12 protein-coding genes and 2 pseudogenes are annotated in these 14,875 nt (G+C 60.0%); 6 read left to right on the plus strand and 8 right to left on the minus strand.

The annotated features are described in order from the left end of the window. Positions 1–1,262: 1,262 nt before the first annotated feature. The 3 genes from AC3WRR_RS03785 to AC3WRR_RS03795 form a co-directional block, all read right to left on the minus strand. Entirely contained in the window at positions 1,263–1,616 is a 354-nt protein-coding gene (locus tag AC3WRR_RS03785; RefSeq protein WP_116318651.1) for a tyrosine-type recombinase/integrase, read from the minus strand. Between the two features lie 538 nt (positions 1,617–2,154). After that, positions 2,155–2,403 carry a site-specific integrase gene (locus tag AC3WRR_RS03790; RefSeq protein ID WP_058698217.1) on the minus strand — a complete coding sequence of 83 codons (249 nt, stop codon included), beginning with the start codon at positions 2,401–2,403 and terminating at the stop codon, positions 2,155–2,157. Positions 2,404–2,956: 553 nt separating this feature from the next. Further along, the gene (locus AC3WRR_RS03795) at positions 2,957–4,510 is read right to left on the minus strand and encodes a phage integrase family protein (protein WP_058698218.1); all 1,554 of its coding nucleotides are present in this window, start codon (positions 4,508–4,510) and stop codon (positions 2,957–2,959) included. Between the two features lie 432 nt (positions 4,511–4,942). On the opposite strand from AC3WRR_RS03795, the gene AC3WRR_RS03800 reads away from it, so the two are divergent. The 4 genes and pseudogenes from AC3WRR_RS03800 to AC3WRR_RS03815 all read left to right on the plus strand — a co-directional run bounded on the left by AC3WRR_RS03800 (position 4,943) and on the right by AC3WRR_RS03815 (position 6,491). Then, entirely contained in the window at positions 4,943–5,197 is a 255-nt protein-coding gene (locus AC3WRR_RS03800; RefSeq protein ID WP_058698259.1) for an AbrB/MazE/SpoVT family DNA-binding domain-containing protein, read from the plus strand. Next, on the plus strand, positions 5,197–5,559 hold the full coding sequence (locus AC3WRR_RS03805) for a type II toxin-antitoxin system PemK/MazF family toxin (RefSeq protein WP_058698219.1): 363 nt from the start codon (positions 5,197–5,199) through the stop codon (positions 5,557–5,559). The genes AC3WRR_RS03800 and AC3WRR_RS03805 overlap by 1 nt, the downstream gene beginning before the upstream one ends. 243 nt (positions 5,560–5,802) lie before the next feature. Further along, positions 5,803–5,868 (plus strand): annotated as a pseudogene (locus AC3WRR_RS03810) (zinc-ribbon domain-containing protein); the annotation flags it as partial. 23 nt (positions 5,869–5,891) lie between these two features. Next, the gene (locus AC3WRR_RS03815) at positions 5,892–6,491 is read left to right on the plus strand and encodes a TniB family NTP-binding protein (RefSeq protein WP_081050312.1); all 600 of its coding nucleotides are present in this window, start codon (positions 5,892–5,894) and stop codon (positions 6,489–6,491) included. 417 nt (positions 6,492–6,908) lie between these two features. On the opposite strand, the gene AC3WRR_RS03820 is transcribed toward AC3WRR_RS03815, so the two are convergent. After that, complete coding sequence (locus tag AC3WRR_RS03820; RefSeq protein WP_058698221.1) at positions 6,909–8,054, minus strand: sterol desaturase/SRPBCC family protein; 1,146 nt, start codon at positions 8,052–8,054, stop codon at positions 6,909–6,911. A 165-nt stretch (positions 8,055–8,219) separates the two neighbouring features. On the opposite strand from AC3WRR_RS03820, the gene bsrA reads away from it, so the two are divergent. Then, complete coding sequence (gene bsrA, locus AC3WRR_RS03825) at positions 8,220–9,134, plus strand: LysR family transcriptional regulator BsrA (protein ID WP_058698222.1); 915 nt, start codon at positions 8,220–8,222, stop codon at positions 9,132–9,134. 586 nt (positions 9,135–9,720) lie between these two features. On the opposite strand, the gene AC3WRR_RS03830 is transcribed toward bsrA, so the two are convergent. The 3 genes from AC3WRR_RS03830 to AC3WRR_RS03840 all read right to left on the minus strand — a co-directional run bounded on the left by AC3WRR_RS03830 (position 9,721) and on the right by AC3WRR_RS03840 (position 12,604). Then, entirely contained in the window at positions 9,721–10,740 is a 1,020-nt protein-coding gene (locus AC3WRR_RS03830) for a LacI family DNA-binding transcriptional regulator (protein ID WP_058698223.1), read from the minus strand. Between the two features lie 124 nt (positions 10,741–10,864). After that, entirely contained in the window at positions 10,865–11,497 is a 633-nt protein-coding gene (locus AC3WRR_RS03835; RefSeq protein ID WP_233528039.1) for a tripartite tricarboxylate transporter substrate-binding protein, read from the minus strand. A 121-nt stretch (positions 11,498–11,618) separates the two neighbouring features. Beyond that, positions 11,619–12,604, minus strand: a protein-coding gene (locus AC3WRR_RS03840) for an IS5 family transposase (protein WP_412459421.1) whose coding sequence is annotated in 2 segments (ribosomal slippage) — positions 11,619–12,007 and positions 12,007–12,604 — 987 coding nt in all. Because the reading frame shifts where the segments join, the coding sequence is not laid out codon by codon here. A gap of 215 nt (positions 12,605–12,819) precedes the next feature. Between AC3WRR_RS03840 and AC3WRR_RS03845 the strand changes: the two are divergent. Beyond that, positions 12,820–13,830 (plus strand): annotated as a pseudogene (locus AC3WRR_RS03845) (IS110 family RNA-guided transposase). 582 nt (positions 13,831–14,412) lie between these two features. Here the strand turns inward: AC3WRR_RS03845 and AC3WRR_RS03850 are convergent. Continuing rightward, on the minus strand, positions 14,413–14,751 hold the full coding sequence (locus tag AC3WRR_RS03850; RefSeq protein WP_377747427.1) for a DUF5615 family PIN-like protein: 339 nt from the start codon (positions 14,749–14,751) through the stop codon (positions 14,413–14,415). Between the last annotated feature and the right edge of the window lie 124 nt (positions 14,752–14,875).

A 14,875-nucleotide genomic window follows, 5' to 3' on the forward strand; every position in this document is an offset into this window, starting at 1 on the left:
CTCAGTCGGGCTGAAATGCTTACCCGTGGGCCCATGGCGTGTCCGAAATCCCTACAGGGGATAGAAGCGCGAACGAACTCAATGATGAGTTGAAGTCGTAACCCGGCCGTCCCAACGCAACAGAATGGCGTCCACTACCGTGTTAGAGGAAAGGTATCTCTTTAAGTTACCCAATTCCCAGAGGACGGTGGGTCCGCCTGAGGTTGTGGCACGCGCAACCGTGGACGCGTCCCAGTCTGCTGACGGCGCCGCTAGAGCCGGGCCCACTCGCCCTCGACCGCAGCCTACCGTCGGTGTGTCTAATAGGCGCACTCCTGGCGCCGTTCGCTGAGCGCGCCTATTAGGCACAGTGAGGGCCCACCTTCCCATTGTTCGAATGACAAGGTCATCTGGAGGCCGAGACGAGCTCCGCTCCCGCAGCCTAACAATGGTGTATAGGCTAGTCATCCTGTGGTTATGCCCGTTGTGACGGCGCCAAGAACGTGTGCCTATTAGGCACACTCCGGAACCTCCGTCCTCTTGTGCGCAAGCCGCACTGTGCGTAGCTATGCTTAGCGGCACACGACGTCGCAACCGGACAGACGGTGATTTTGCGTTTGTAAAAGTCTCGAAACACTACAATTTGGTGACCTTACAAGAAGCTACCCGCCGCGACCCACAATCTTGGTGTTCTTGCCGCAGTGAGAAAGGGCCACGAAGGCCGGATATAGAAGCATGAGGATGCTCCTCACTGCCATCGCAGATCTCGACGCCGGAACAGACAACCGCGCGGTCGGCGGGCTTGTCGGCTGAGGGCGGCCTCGCTGCAACTTTGGCCACGGTGCAGGGCCAAGACGCCGGACAGGCTACGCGCCCAATGCTAAAGGAGCTCACACGCCTCGCCAGTCATCGCATTCGACTCTGGTGCGAAAACTCGGCCGTTGCCGGTTTGGCGCCATGCGCGCTAGGTCGGATGGGCCGGTGCCAAGTATCCCGTCGCTTATGAAGCCGTGGGCCTCTGCTGAATCCCACCTGTCGGATGACGGACATTTGTCTTAGTGGGGAGGAAGTGTGCTGCAGCTGGGGCACGTTCCCAATGAGATCATTCTGGTGAACCGCGGCGCAGTAGCCGGCTGGTACCCCGCTGGCCTCTAGCTTGATTACCGGCTCGTGTAACAACTAGAGCGTTTTGGTCAGCCCGACCCTACGCGGGTTGGCTCGTCCCTGTTGACGCTATGGCAGCGATCATCCTGTTCGCTTGGGATTGCACTCTTCCCTTGTTGTCACGTATGGCTCTCAAAAAGCTTGGCGATTTCATGTAAGGTGCGCTTTCTCTCCGAGGGCACATACAGCGAAGTCGTTTGCAATGAGGCATGGTCCAGCAGCCTTTGAAGGACATCTGTCGGGACATCATTGGCTACCGCATGGGTGGCGAGGAAGGTGTTCCGCAATGGATGGGGCGTAGCAGCTGCCGCTCCACCTGATGAAGAAGTAACGTCGTATCCCCTGCGATGCGCTGCAACGCCCGTTGACAGCATTCGGTAGAGCCCATCCGGGGAAAACCATGGCCCCGTCAGTGCTGGTATCTCCGCGCTTAGCTTAATGTGGATTGACTGTGCTGCGGGCGTAGAAGGCATTCACCACAGGGGAGAGCAGGGAGAGCTCCTGGTCTCCCGGATTCTCAAAATAACGTACGCCATCAACCCAACCCGCTCGCAATGCGTCAATGACGCGCGTGGGCAGGCGCACCGTGCGCCATTTGCTTCGCTTGCCGAGGAGTGCCCTGCCATAGCCAAGGATACCGTCTCGCCTCGCGAGGGCTTCCCACGACTCTCCAGACAACGCCTTGTCGACTGCAAAGGGGATCTCGCGCCGTGCTGCAACTGGCTCTTTCGCTGTCAGCCAGGGGTTGCCGCCCCAAATAGCGCACGCCGGCCAACCAGAAACAAATCCGCGCGCACCGCATAGCGCTGGGATTCCCCCTTTAGCGGTCCGGCGAACGGGCGTCAGCACGCTGCAGTTAGCGAAGTCTTGGGGCCGATCCAGAGCGCATCCGGCTGCGCTAGGAAATTCTTGTAGCGATCGCAATCGTCGGCGCCCACGTAACCCCATTGATATATTCTCGCCCCGCTGGAAATGAGAATGGCTGGATCCGTCGGCGACGACCTGTGAGGTTCACGACCGCTCGCGATGCTTTGTAAGTTGCGCTTCCTCTCCCCAGCGGACAGGCAGCGAACTCGTCTGCAGCGATGCCTGGCCAAGCAGCCTTTGGACGACGTCGGGCGGGATATCGTTGGCCACTGCCTGAATGGCGAAGGTGGGTCGCAGCGCATTGGGTGCGGCCCTGCGCAGCAAACGGCGCTCGGCCTCGTCAAGCGGCAGGGTACTGTCTACCGCGAGGCGAAGCAGCGTCGTTGTCAGCATCCGATAGAGTCCGTCCGGCAAGAACCCCTGGCCATGCCGCTGGCATCGGCAGCCTTCCAAGTGCCAAGTAATCGGCCGAACGCATGGCATGCCAACGCAGGTGGTGGAACCGGGCAGGGGATGCACGCGCGGCTATTCCCCTATAGCAGCTTTGATGTAGTGCCAGATTCGTACTAGCTGACGGTCGAACCGATCGCCGCACACGCAGCCCCGCCGCACGTTCGGAGGATGGGCCGCAGCACCCCTCCTGCCAGTGAAAAGCTGCCGGGGGGGCATGGCGGACTAGGATGCAGCAAGCGACCGGTTGGCGCCTCCCTACATTAGGCCGGTCAGGCCGGCAATGCCGCGTAACCCATACAAAGTGTACACTCACTTTCCAAAATTCGGATAATGATAAGCCAAGTGACAAGGCAGGCCGAGGTCTACGAGCACTCCAGTCGGGATTGTCGGCCAGTAGACTTCTGTGAGCTGCTTGTGTTGTATGGACCCGCGGTGGGGGGAGGGATTTCGCCTCCGGCGCTTCGGTTGGCCTTGGCATCCAGGCGCTAGCAGCTCAGGCCCGGCTGGCGCGCGTGCGAAGCTGGCCGGGCGTGAACCCTTCCGATGGGACCCCGCGCTGCTCGCTGAAGCGCCGCCACAGACTACGCAGCAATTGATCCAGGCCGGTGGCCGAGTACCCGCCCGCCACGCCCGCAAGCCGCTTGTTGCGCCCGCGCGCGGTGGCAGGCTGTATCGTGGGCGCCAACAGGGCTGCCTGCGCCGGCGGCATCATGCTTGGCCAGCCACGATCGACCCAATGCGCCTGCAAGGCCTGTCGGACGGCCGTGTCAAGGGCCACCAGCTGCTGCCGCGCACCCGGGCGTCGCAGGAAGGTGCCCTCGGCACTCGACTGCAGACTGGCGCAGCGCAGTGCGGCCAGCTCGCTCAGTGGCAAGCCTGCGTCGCGCATCAGATGTATGGCAGCCAGCGCAGCCCGATGCCTCGGGCCCTGGCGCGCCTCCCCCAGCCAGACCAGGAACGCCTCCGCGTCGGGTTGGACGGACGGCGCGCGCAGCGCCGTGGGCGCAGCGGCGGCGGCTTGCCTTGGGATGAGCGGGGTGCCCGCCAGATGCCCGGCCTTGACCATTGCGCGTAGCAGCGCCCGAACCACCCGTAACGCGGCCGCCACCGAACTGGTCCCCAGTGGGCCTTCGAACGGCCGCCAGTGCATCCTGTCGCGCGCCCCGCTCGGGCCGCACCAGAACGCCGCCGGCTGAGGGTCCGCTAAAAATTCCGCATACGCCTCCAGATCGCAGGCCTCCAACGCCTGAAGCCCCTTCTTGCGCGCTGCATTCCACAACAGCAGCCTCTCGGCCTCGCGCCGGTAGCTGTTGCGGGTATGTGGCGCACGATCCTGTAGCCAGCCGCGTACGAACGCCAGATCGGCGGCAAGCCCCGGCCCTGTCGCGGTATTTGAGGCTGGCACCAGCATGTGCTCGAGTGGCACGGGATATGGCATACCGGGGGCCAAGGCCAAGGGCACCAGCGCGTCGCGGTGGGCGTGGGCGGCAGGCGGCAGCACATAGGCCTTGACCGCCGCGGCGCCCATGGCCGAGCGCTGGCGCACCAGCCAGTGCGTGATGACCTCGGCCGACTGCGCGCCAATGCGTGGCACGGCACGCCACCAGCTGCTGCCGCGCCGATTTGCCAAGGACGTCAGGTCCTCGATCCGCCGGATCTCGGCGGCCATCAGTCGGCGTGCCAGGCTCGGCTTGAACCAGAGCGACACCTCGTGCTGGGGCTGGGGGTAGCCTTGTCCAAGCTGCTCAAGCGCCGACACGGCGTCTACCCGCCGCGACATGCCCACCCCTGAACGCGCGCGCAGCGCCTCGAACATGCCGGCAATCTCGGGCCGGCCATGCTGCAAGGCGAACTGCACCAGCCGGTCGCGCAAGGCCAGGATCCGCTGGATCGCCTGGGCCTCGCTCAGGTGCTCGTCCTCATCCGGGTCCAGCAAGTAGCGGTTGGCGATGTCCACCGGCCGCATGCCCTGCGCATAGGCACGGACCACGGCAAACTCGGTGCGGGTGAGCTTGGTGACGGCGTTGAGGCTGGGATCCAGAACCATGGAGGCAGCGGTAAGTGCTTGAACTATAACAATATTCAGCAGGAGCCATCCGGAGCCGGGCCGAAATGCTGACTAAAGCGCAATGTAAATTATTTTTGTGCCGGCGGCTAGGCCTCACCCAGGACTGTACGCCACGCCCATGACCGTGCCGTGCGAATGTCCCGAGGGCAGGGCGGCCACCGCTCCGGGCCAGATCGCTTACGCCTCTGCCGTCAAAACGATGTGGTCGCCTGCGGACGCGACGCCGCGCCAGATCCCGGCCTCGGGCGCTACGACAGAAGGGGAACTAGCGCCGGTTTCTGACAGCATCAATCGCCCGTCGTACGCCGCCGGGCAAGCTGTGGGTGCGGTTCGAGGTAGAACGTCTATACGCGTTGAAACTTCTAGTGGTTTTGTTTAGACTTGTATCAACGTTCTTGGAAGGCTTTGATCATGCGAAAAAGTGCAACTCTGACGATCCAAAAGTGGGGGAACAGCTTGGCCGTCCGGATTCCGACCGCAGTGGCCCGCTCGGCCCATTTCGCTGAGGGTCAGGAAGTCGAGGTCTCGGTCGAAGAGATTGGTGTCACGGTACGGCCCGTTGGACGTCGTGCCCTCACGCTCGCGGAGAAGTTGGCTCTGTTTGATCCTATCAAGCATGGGGGTGAAGCCATGGCCACGCAGCGTGTCGGCGCGGAGGCTATCTGATGGCGGGCAAGGTATGGGCACCTGAGCGACGCGACATCATTTGGATCGACTGCAATCCGCAAGCCGGCCGTGAGATGAAGGATATGCATCCGATGCTTGTGCTTTCTCCGCGGCCGTTCAATGAGCGGACCAGTATCGTGATTGGCTTGCCGATGACCACGGCGGCCTACAACGACACCAATCCGTTTGCGATCAGGTTTCAGGGACCGAAGGGGAAGGACAGCTACGTTCTGGCCCATCAGCCCAAGTCATTTGACTGGCGAGCCCGCAACGCAAAGGCCCACCCCTGGAAGCAGGCGCCTTTGGAGGTCTTTGCTGCCGCCTGCGAGCAATTGAATCAGATCATTGCGATCGCAGAGTGACCTCAAAGGGATTTGCCGACTGCCACGGTGTGAGTGTGGATGGTCACGTGACCTCCGCGCCCGGACTGGGGGCAACAGAAGATCCATGATTTTCCCGACCACCGAACAAATTCAAGCCTGATAATACGCGCGGTGCCGCCCCAAGCTTGGCAGAAGTCATCGGTTGCCACAGCGCCGCCTTGCCAACTGCCCGGATTGCGCCTGTAATGGCTGCGTGGCAGGCACAGGCAGTCGGGAGGCGAGATGCGCTGCACGAATTGCCAGTTCGAAAACCCCGCGGGAGCCAGGTTCTGCGAGGAGTGTGGGCAACGGCTTGCGCAGATCTGCCCGCAATGCGGCAGCGCATCCAGCCCCACCGCGAGCGTGCGGCGCGTTGTTGGCGGACACGGCGGCGCTATTCCTCATTGCTCTTCGAGCTGGGCGCTCCCTTCAACGCCGCGGCAAGGCTATCAGCACTCGAGAAACTGAGTCGCGAACTGCTTCGAAAAGTTTCGGCGCGCATGCTGATCGTTGACGAGGTTCATCACTTGTTGGCAGGCTATCGGGAGCAGCGTGCATCCCTGAATCTGCTGAAGTTCCTCGCCAATGACTTGAAAATCGCGGTTGTCCTCGTTGGCACTCAAGACGCCGTCTTGGCGCTCCAAACGGATCCTCAGATGGTCAGTCGATTCGCCCGTTTCGAGGTGCCGAGATGGCAGGAGACGGAGGCATTTCGTTCTCTTCTCGCAGCCTTCGAGATGATTTTGCCGCTTCGACGTCCGTCGAATCTCGCACGGCGAGAGATCGTACATGCCATTCTGACTGCAAGTGGAGGGCTAACCGGGGAAGTGTCGCGTGTCTTGACTGTTTCCGCAGAACTCGCGATCCGGGATGGGAAGGAGGCCATCGACCTGGGTCACATAGAGAATGCAGCGCGAACCCTGCTCTCCTGAGGGTGTCAGGCCTTGGCCCGTTGCTCCGCGTCCATTCGATGACGAAGCGTTTGGCGGTTGGCTCGGTCGCCTGGCCGCAAGGTATCAGATCAGTGTTGACCAGTTGTGGCAGATTGGCGACCTTGGTGCGTTTCCGGCGTTGACCAATTCTGGCTGGCTGCTATTTCCCCCGATGGACGAGCAGGCACTGTGCCGCCTTGCGATGCTGACTCATATTGGTATGCCAAGGCTCGAGGCACTTCAAACACCTATGGCGTGGGTGTCAGACCGAGATCAGCTCCCATACTGCTTCGACTGCCTGGTTCTGAATCCCGTCGACGCAGCTGTGGCAGCCTCAACTCAAACCAACTGGCCTCCTCGAAAGCCGGGGCGATTCAGGCCGACACGCGCGGTGGAGCCTGCATGCCCCCATGCCCTTCATGTCGCCTGTTTGGAAGCACAATCCATTTCTGCCGCGGGAAGAACGCTCTCGGAGACGCTGCGCAGCTTGTGAAGCAAGGCAACAGAGTCGCGCTCGATTCGCTTACGCAAAACCAGCCGATCAGCCATGCGGGCCACCACACTGGAAAACCGATACTCCAGCGTCCGCACGAAGCGCGTGCCAGTGGCTGTGCCGATGCACTCATACGTGACGAACATCTCAAGACCCCGGTTGCCACGGGCCCGGGTTCGCCAGAGCCGATCCGGAAGACTTTCCACGACTTCCCACTGCAACTTGCCTGCACGGCCGCCGACGTACGCAAAGTGGCTCCCAACCGGCAGCGACCCTCCCTGCCCGGTGACCGCTACGTGGTAAGGATGCCACTCATGCCAACGAAGCGGAGTACTCACGTAGGCCAGTACCTGGCTTGGCGTCCGGGCGATATCAATGGAATGCTGCATCTTGACGGTGGGGACCAGGCTCTCGCTTGCTTCTTCGGGCTCCCAATGAAGGGTTCCATAGATCCAGTCCCACAGTGGAAACACTACGGCGAAGTTCTTGGTCTGCATCAGGTCACGGCGGTGATGCAATTCATGCAACCGCCGCATGTGGCGAATCCACGGCAGGCGACAGATCGGATTCTGCGGCGGGAGGTGCTCGCAGGCATGAAAGATCTCGTAGCTGAGATAACCGCCCAGTAGCGTGGCGGCAAACAGCGCAGCGACGTTCGCATTGACCAGGCCGATGATCGACCAAGCGAGCAGCGCGCCAATGCTGTAGACAACGATCAGCCATGCCGGGAACAGAATCACCCGCCAGTCCTTGGCGAACTCGTAGCGCATCTGGTCATCTGCGAAAAAACTATGATGGTCGCCCGTGTGGCGCTGGTAGAACGCCTTCGCGAATCGCTTCTTGTTGTGCCCGAGACCCTTATGGGTGCGGTACTCGCCCCTGCTGTAGAAAATTAAGGTCGCCGGCACAGTTAGCCACTCCACCGCGCTGACGTGGTCCAACTTGTTCAGCAAGAAGAGGATCAAGGTCACGCCGAAAACAAGAACGAAGCCAGCATGCAGCCAGGGGTTGTAGTAAGGCGAAATGTTCGCCCGGTATTTCTTCCGGAAGGTTTGGGTATCAAAAGACATGATCGGCTCTCAAAGACTGTTGCGCTGTCGGGCTCGCGATACGTGGCCAGTTCCGCCAAGCCCCCGCGGACCTTTCTGACGTCTGGCGCCAGTAGGTCGCTTGGTGTTGTAGTCTATTGGTGCGATCATTTTCATTCCAATGGATATTGATGATGAGAATTATTGATGAATCAGAATTTGCAGCAGATTGATCTCAATCTCCTCTTCGTGTTCGACATGCTGATGCAGGAGCGCAACCTGTCACGCGCGGCCGAGCGACTGCACAAGAGCCAGCCGGCGGTGAGCAATGCTCTCAGTCGTCTGCGCGAGCAACTGGGGCAACCTCTTTTCCGCCGTACCGCTAAGGGACTCGAGCCCACTGCCGGGGCGATGACGCTGCACGTGCCGGTACGGCAAGCCCTGCGCTTGCTGCAGGCAGGGCTTGCCGTTCAAGAGAGTTTTCAGCCGGACACGGAGCGAACCTTCCGACTGTCGATGAATGACTATGGGCAGCTACGGCTGTTACCGAGCCTGATGACCCGGCTGATGGCGCTGGCGCCGCAGGTGAAGCTGCAGGTACTGTCGGACGAAGGTGCCCTGATCCCGCAGCGGCTGGCCAGCGGAGATCTGGACTTGGCGATTGATTACCTGTACTTCGACGACGCCGATTTGCTCTACCAACCGATTCACGAAGAGCGCCTCGCAGTTATCGGCCGACCGGGCCACCCTGCATTCAAGGAAGGCCTCGACAAGACGGCGTATCTGGCCGCACAGCACGTCTCGCTCCTGCCGCGGGCCGGCCGCGGCAGTCCGCTCGAGATCGTCCTGGGCTCGGCCAAAGTGCAGCGCCATGTGCAGTTGCAAGTTCCGCACTACCTGACCATTCCAGCCATCGTCGCCAGCACCGATTTGCTGGGTACCGTGCCCTGGCACTTGGCCAGGCATTTCGTGCACAACTATGGCTTGCAGCTCGCGGATCTTCCTTTCGAAACGCCTGCGGTGCAGGTCAGCTTGATATGGCACCGTCAACAACAACACATGTCTGGTCTGCAATGGCTGAAGGAGCAAATTGCGCAAGTTGCACAGACCGAATCGAGCTGATGTGGCGGGCCTCATTGGGCTGCCTGCGCGATGGATCTTTGAATCCATAGTGGCGCTGCCGGCGCTGTGTCGGGAAATCGGGCGGCGCGTTCGAGCCCTGCAGCCGCACCAATAAAATCAAGGGTTTACAGGGGTTTTCCTGTAAACCCTTGTGCATTTTGCGGTCTATGTAACCGCCATGTAACCCGATTGGATCGCCGCGATCCATCTGGAACCATGTCCTGCCTGCGCCTACAGTTGCTTCGTGCCCCATTTGCCCGTGTGGCACATAGGTCTCGCGCGATAAAATCCTACCCACTGCATCAAAGGGGAACGGGATCGTGTCACAAGCAACAACGCCACAAGAACGCGTCGCTGCCGCAAGGCAGCTTTATGCCGTTTTGAAAGGGCATCTCGATCGTCCAACTTGCACCGGCAGGATGTGCGGAATTCCCTCGTGAGGCGATGGGCCTCGATGGAAAAGCGGACGTCATCGACCGTCAGACCAAGGCTCGCGAAATCATGCGGCTATGGGAAGTCTTGGGACGATCAGGACAGTAATGCATGATGGCAAGGTGTTGCACTTTTGATTTGAGGCCGCCATCTATTATCGAGGTGGCGCAGTACTTTCGCGAATTACTAGGTCAGGCTCGAACTCGGTCTGGATGTTTTTGGCTCCTCCTTCGATCTGCTCAATCAAGTTGCGCGAAGTAAGCTCGCCAATCAGAACGGGATTCGAGTGCACTGTCGTTAGCGCGGGTGTTACCAGTTCCGCCATCTGCCAGTCGCCGAAGCCTGTGACAGAGATGTCGCTCGGAACCGAAAGTCCCAATGTGCGGCACTCCGCGATCGCCGCCACAGCAATGAAGTCATTGATGCATATCAGGGCGGTCGGCTGTTCCCGATGCAACAGCAAGTCCTTGCGCTGCAGGCAGACGCGCACCGCTTGTCGCACAGCAGATGCATCGTAAGGGGTCGGAAAAATGCGGTTATCGGGTAAGGAAATGTCGTTCTCGCTGAGGACGTCTCGGATCCCCAGAAGCCGTTGAGACGATAGAAACTGAGTTTCGAGAGGACCTGGGAGCACTGCAAACTGCCGGTGTCCTTGTTTGACTAAGTAGGTGGTTAGCCTGCGCATAGCCAAGCGGTTGTCATACCCCACCGTCGGATGCATTCCTTCGCGGTCCACGGCCCACATTAGTACATACGGAATAGCGTGCTTGTGTATCAGCGAGAAGACTTCGGGATGATGTTGTGAACCGATTATTGCGATCCCGTCGACTCTACGCTCCAATAGGGCGCGCGCACAGCGCAATTCGGTCTCACTGTCGTCCCGATGGCAAGTCAACAGAACGGTATATCCAAGCCGGTCGAGCTGGGCCTCCAAGGTATCTACTGCTTTGGCGTAAAGTTCATTCATCAGTGTCGGCGCAATTATGCCGACCGATCGCGTGCGCCCCTGACGTAGTTCGCGAGCCGCCGAGAAGGGAACGTAGTTGAGGCTTGCAATAGCGTTCTGCACGCGCTCCAGCGTGTCAGGTCGCAGCCTATCCGGCGATGTCAGTGCACGGGAGACTGTTGCCGAGGAAACGCCGGCGAGGAGGGCGACTTGCTTGACATTCACCATATCGGGTCAGATGTTATCTTCAGCCGGAATGTCGGCCGTCTGCCATCCATTGTAACGATTGGTAGTCGAAAGCAGTTTCCGTCGTCGGGGGGTTCCCGACGACGGATCGACATCCCTGGTGAGGCTAGTCGAGCCGGACCTTTGCTGAATCTGCCACTCGCTTCCACTTCGAAACTTCGGCGCGAAGAAACGCATTGAACGCCTCAGGCGTGCCGCCTGCGATCTGCGCTCCTTGAGCCATCAGCTTGTCGCGGAACTCCGGATCCTGAAGGGCTTTGTTGAACTCGCTGTTCATCTTAGCAATGATGGCCTGTGATGTCCCGCTCGGGACCATGAACCCGCCCCAGGAAACGGCTTCGTAGCCGTTTATCCCGAGCGCTTCATCTACCGTGGGCACATCGGGCAGTGACGGTAATCGAGTCTTGCTCGTGACCGCGAGCGCCCTGAGCTTTCCACTCTTGACTTGCGGCATTCCCGCGAGCGAGGTGGGAAGGGCAACATTGATCTGCTGACCGAGCACGTCTGTGAGCGAAGGCGCGTCTCCCTTATAGGGAACGTGGTTCATCTTGACGCCAGCCATGGTACTAAGGAGTTCCCCGGCCAGATGGCTGCCCGAACCATTGCCGGCGGATCCAAAGGTGATCTGCCCTGGCCTAGCCTTTGCCATCGAGACTAATTGGCGCAGGTCCTTTATTGGCGAATTTGCTGCTGTGACGATAATGAGCGGCACCGTTGTCACTAAGGAATTGCTGATCAATGAGGTTTGCGCTTGATGTTGCACAAGCCAAGGACTTCAGCTTTCGCAATCCGGGAGAGATGGGCCGATTCAAGCCGTCTTTCTCGCGTTTCGCACCTTTCCTGGTCGCGCTTTTGCGCGCTCAGGACGGATTGCTCCCCTCTGAGGACAACAACAGCCTCCTGGCGAACACCAGATTCGCCAAACCAAACAGGCTGAACAACTGCGCCGTGTTCTTGAACAGGCCCTTGTAGCGAACCTTGCGATGATCAAACAGATTCTTGATAACGTGGAACGGATGCTCAACCCGCGACCGAATCTGTGCCTTGACCCGCTCGACGGCGATCAGCAAGTCCTTGACGGCTCCGTCACACATCGCCTTGATCTTGCCGCGCTTGACGGCCACCTGCCACTTCACGGTCTTGCCTTGCATCTCCTCGCGCTTGTCCACGCCCGTGTAGCCCGCGTCGCCAAACGCATGCTCCTCGTGGCCATGCAGCAAGGCATGGGCCTGCGACACGTCCGACTCTTGGCCGCAGTGCCCACCACGCTATGCACCAGCCCAGAGGCCGCATCCACGCCGACATGGGCTTTCATCCCAAAGTGCCAAGCATTGCCTTTCTTGGCCTGGTGCATCTCCGGGTCGCGGCTCTTCTTTTTGTTCTTGGTCGACGGTGGCGCCTCGATGATGGTGGCATCCACAATCGTGCCTTCCTTCATCATCAGTCCCCGCTCGCACAGCATGATGCCGATCTCGTCGAACAGCTTTCGCGTCAGTTCATGCTCGACGAGCAGGCGGCGAAACTTCAGCAGCGTGGTCGCGTCTGGCACCGCCTCGACTGCCAGGTCGATCCCGGCAAACGCCCGCATCGCCATGCTGTCGTACAGCGCGTCTTCCAGTGCCTCGTCCGACAGCCCGTACCACTGCTGGAGGAAGTAAATGCGCAGCATCCGCTCAAGGCCGATCGGCGGCCGGCCACGTTTGCCCTTGGGGTAGTACGGCTCGACCGCCGCAATCAGGCGCGCCCACGGCACCACGCTCTCCATCTCCGACAGGAAGCGCTGGCGGCGCGTCACACGCTTCTTGCCGTGACTTTCCGCTTCCGCAAAACTGATCTGTCGCTTCATCACAGGACCTGAATCATGGACACGCTCATGACAACGCGCTCACCCAATGCCTCGATGACTCGCGCACTGATTTAATCAGACGGTATGGACGCCTCCCCCCGGCAACGGGGCGCCGCTTACCTGCAAGAGTAACTGTAAGGGTCCTCGCTGCCATGGCATCCCTATGCCAAAGTGGAGGTGTCGATTGCAAACGACCCTGATCGGGACGATCCAAAATGAAGCTTACCGTCATCGGCATGGATATTGCCAAGCATGTCTTCCAACTTCATGCGGTGAATGCCAACACTGGTGAAATCGAGCGCATCAAGTTGAAGCGGAGCCAGGTCACCGACTTCCTTGCTCAGCGGGAGCGTTCACTCATTGCCATCGAAGCTTGCGGCAGCGCCCACCATTGGGCACGAGAACTGCAGAAGCTCGGCCACGAAGTGAAGCTCATCTCTGTGCGATCGGTTCGTCCCTTTGTGTTGCGTAATAAAACCGACGCTGCCGATGCCAGAGCTATCTGGACAGCAGTCCAGCAGCCCGAGGCGCGGTTTGTTGCGATCAAGAGCGAGCAGCAACAGACCATTCTGGCGCTGCACCGCATCCGGGCTCAACTGATGAAGTTCCGGATCATGCAGACGAACGCATTGCGCGGCTTACTCTATGAGTTTGGTGAAGTCCTTCCGGAAGGATATCGGGAATTTGCCGAAAAAATTTCTGGTGCGCTTGCCAAGATCGCGAATCGCTTGCCAGCCATACTGATCGACAGCCTACGAGAGCAATGGGCACGCGTGCAGGCAACCGACAAGGAAATCGCTGTGCTGGAACGTCGGCTCAAGGTTGCGCTTTGCGACAATCAGGAATGCCAGAAGATCGCTGAAATTCCTGGCGTGGGGCTGCTAACCGCCACGGCTGCGGTGGCTGCGATCGGCGATGCCAAAACGTTTCGCTCCGGGCGTGAGTTCGCTGCCTGGTTAGGCTTGGTACCGAAACAAACGGGCACCGGTGGTCACGTGCGCCAGCTTGGCATTAGCAAGCGAGGTGACACCTACCTGCGCACCCTACTCATACACGGCGCCAGATCGGTGATCATCAAAGGCGCATGAACCGCCTGGCTCGACGGATTGCTTCAGCGACGTCCTTTCAATGTAGTGGTGGCTGCCGTAGCCAACAAACTCGCCCGGACCATCTGGGCGGTGCTAGCAAGGGATACGAGATACACGGCACCCGCCATGGCTGCATAGCCAGGTGCGTGGCCCGCCTGAACTGACTTCTTCTCAAGGAGCGCAAGCATTGATCGCATGATGGCTAACAGGTTGGACCGGGGCGAGGAAAACCCGATAGGGAATGTGAGCAGCAACGCTCGATGATCAGATGAGGACCTCGCCAGCGAATTCCATATGGGCCAGCAGGCTGAGCGGCCTGCACAAAAGGGCCGGACATAGGCGTGCTGCCTTCACCTGTCGACCACCATGTCAATCGGCTTGCAATCCGGGAGGCGTCCACATAAGGCGATTCCCTAGTGACGGATCGCGCCGCAGCAACTATGACAGTTGTGCATCGCCAGAACACCGGGTTGTCGCGCCATCATCAGTACGAGCACGCTGACAACCAAGGTGGCCGCATTGATCTGGAGTATCGGATGCGGGCTCAAAGTACTGGCTACTGAGCGGCCCCAGATCTCAATGCCTTTACGTTGACCGCCAGCCAAAGCGGCAGTGTCGCAGACACCACGCATCAGAACAGCTTCGAAGATTGATCCTGCCCGGCAACTTTCATGTCGCAGAATCGTCTGCGTAGCTAGGTACGCCTCCGCTACTCCCAAATTAGGGCGTCATCTCCTGGATGCAGCTTGATGCGGGTTTCAACGTGCCTTCCTTCGGCGCGAGTATGCCTGCGGACGGTCCATTCTCGATCGTCTGTTGCGAAGATATTGGCGCCAACATGGGCGTTGCCGTACGGGGCGTTAGTATGCGCAAGTGATCTGCTAATGCGATTTCCAGCGTCCCATTGCCAGTTGCAGCTAGTAGAACGACCACGCCTGGGTTACGGTGAAATGGGAAGCGCTGATCATCCAAGAAATCAGAATCGTGCGTCAGTATGATGCGTCGCGTTTCACAAGCCGTCGCGAAACTGGCCTCGTCGGCGTGTCCAATGAGCGCCATGCTAGGGTAAGCCGCCTACTTTTCCGATGAGCGTAAGGCGTCCGGGCCAGCCCTTGCGCCCGCAGCGCTCGTGCCGCCGTGATGCCGTGATGCCGTGATGCCGGCGGCGGGTGCCCCGACGACT

This window comes from Cupriavidus sp. FW305-3-2-15-C-LB2, assembly GCF_058787575.1.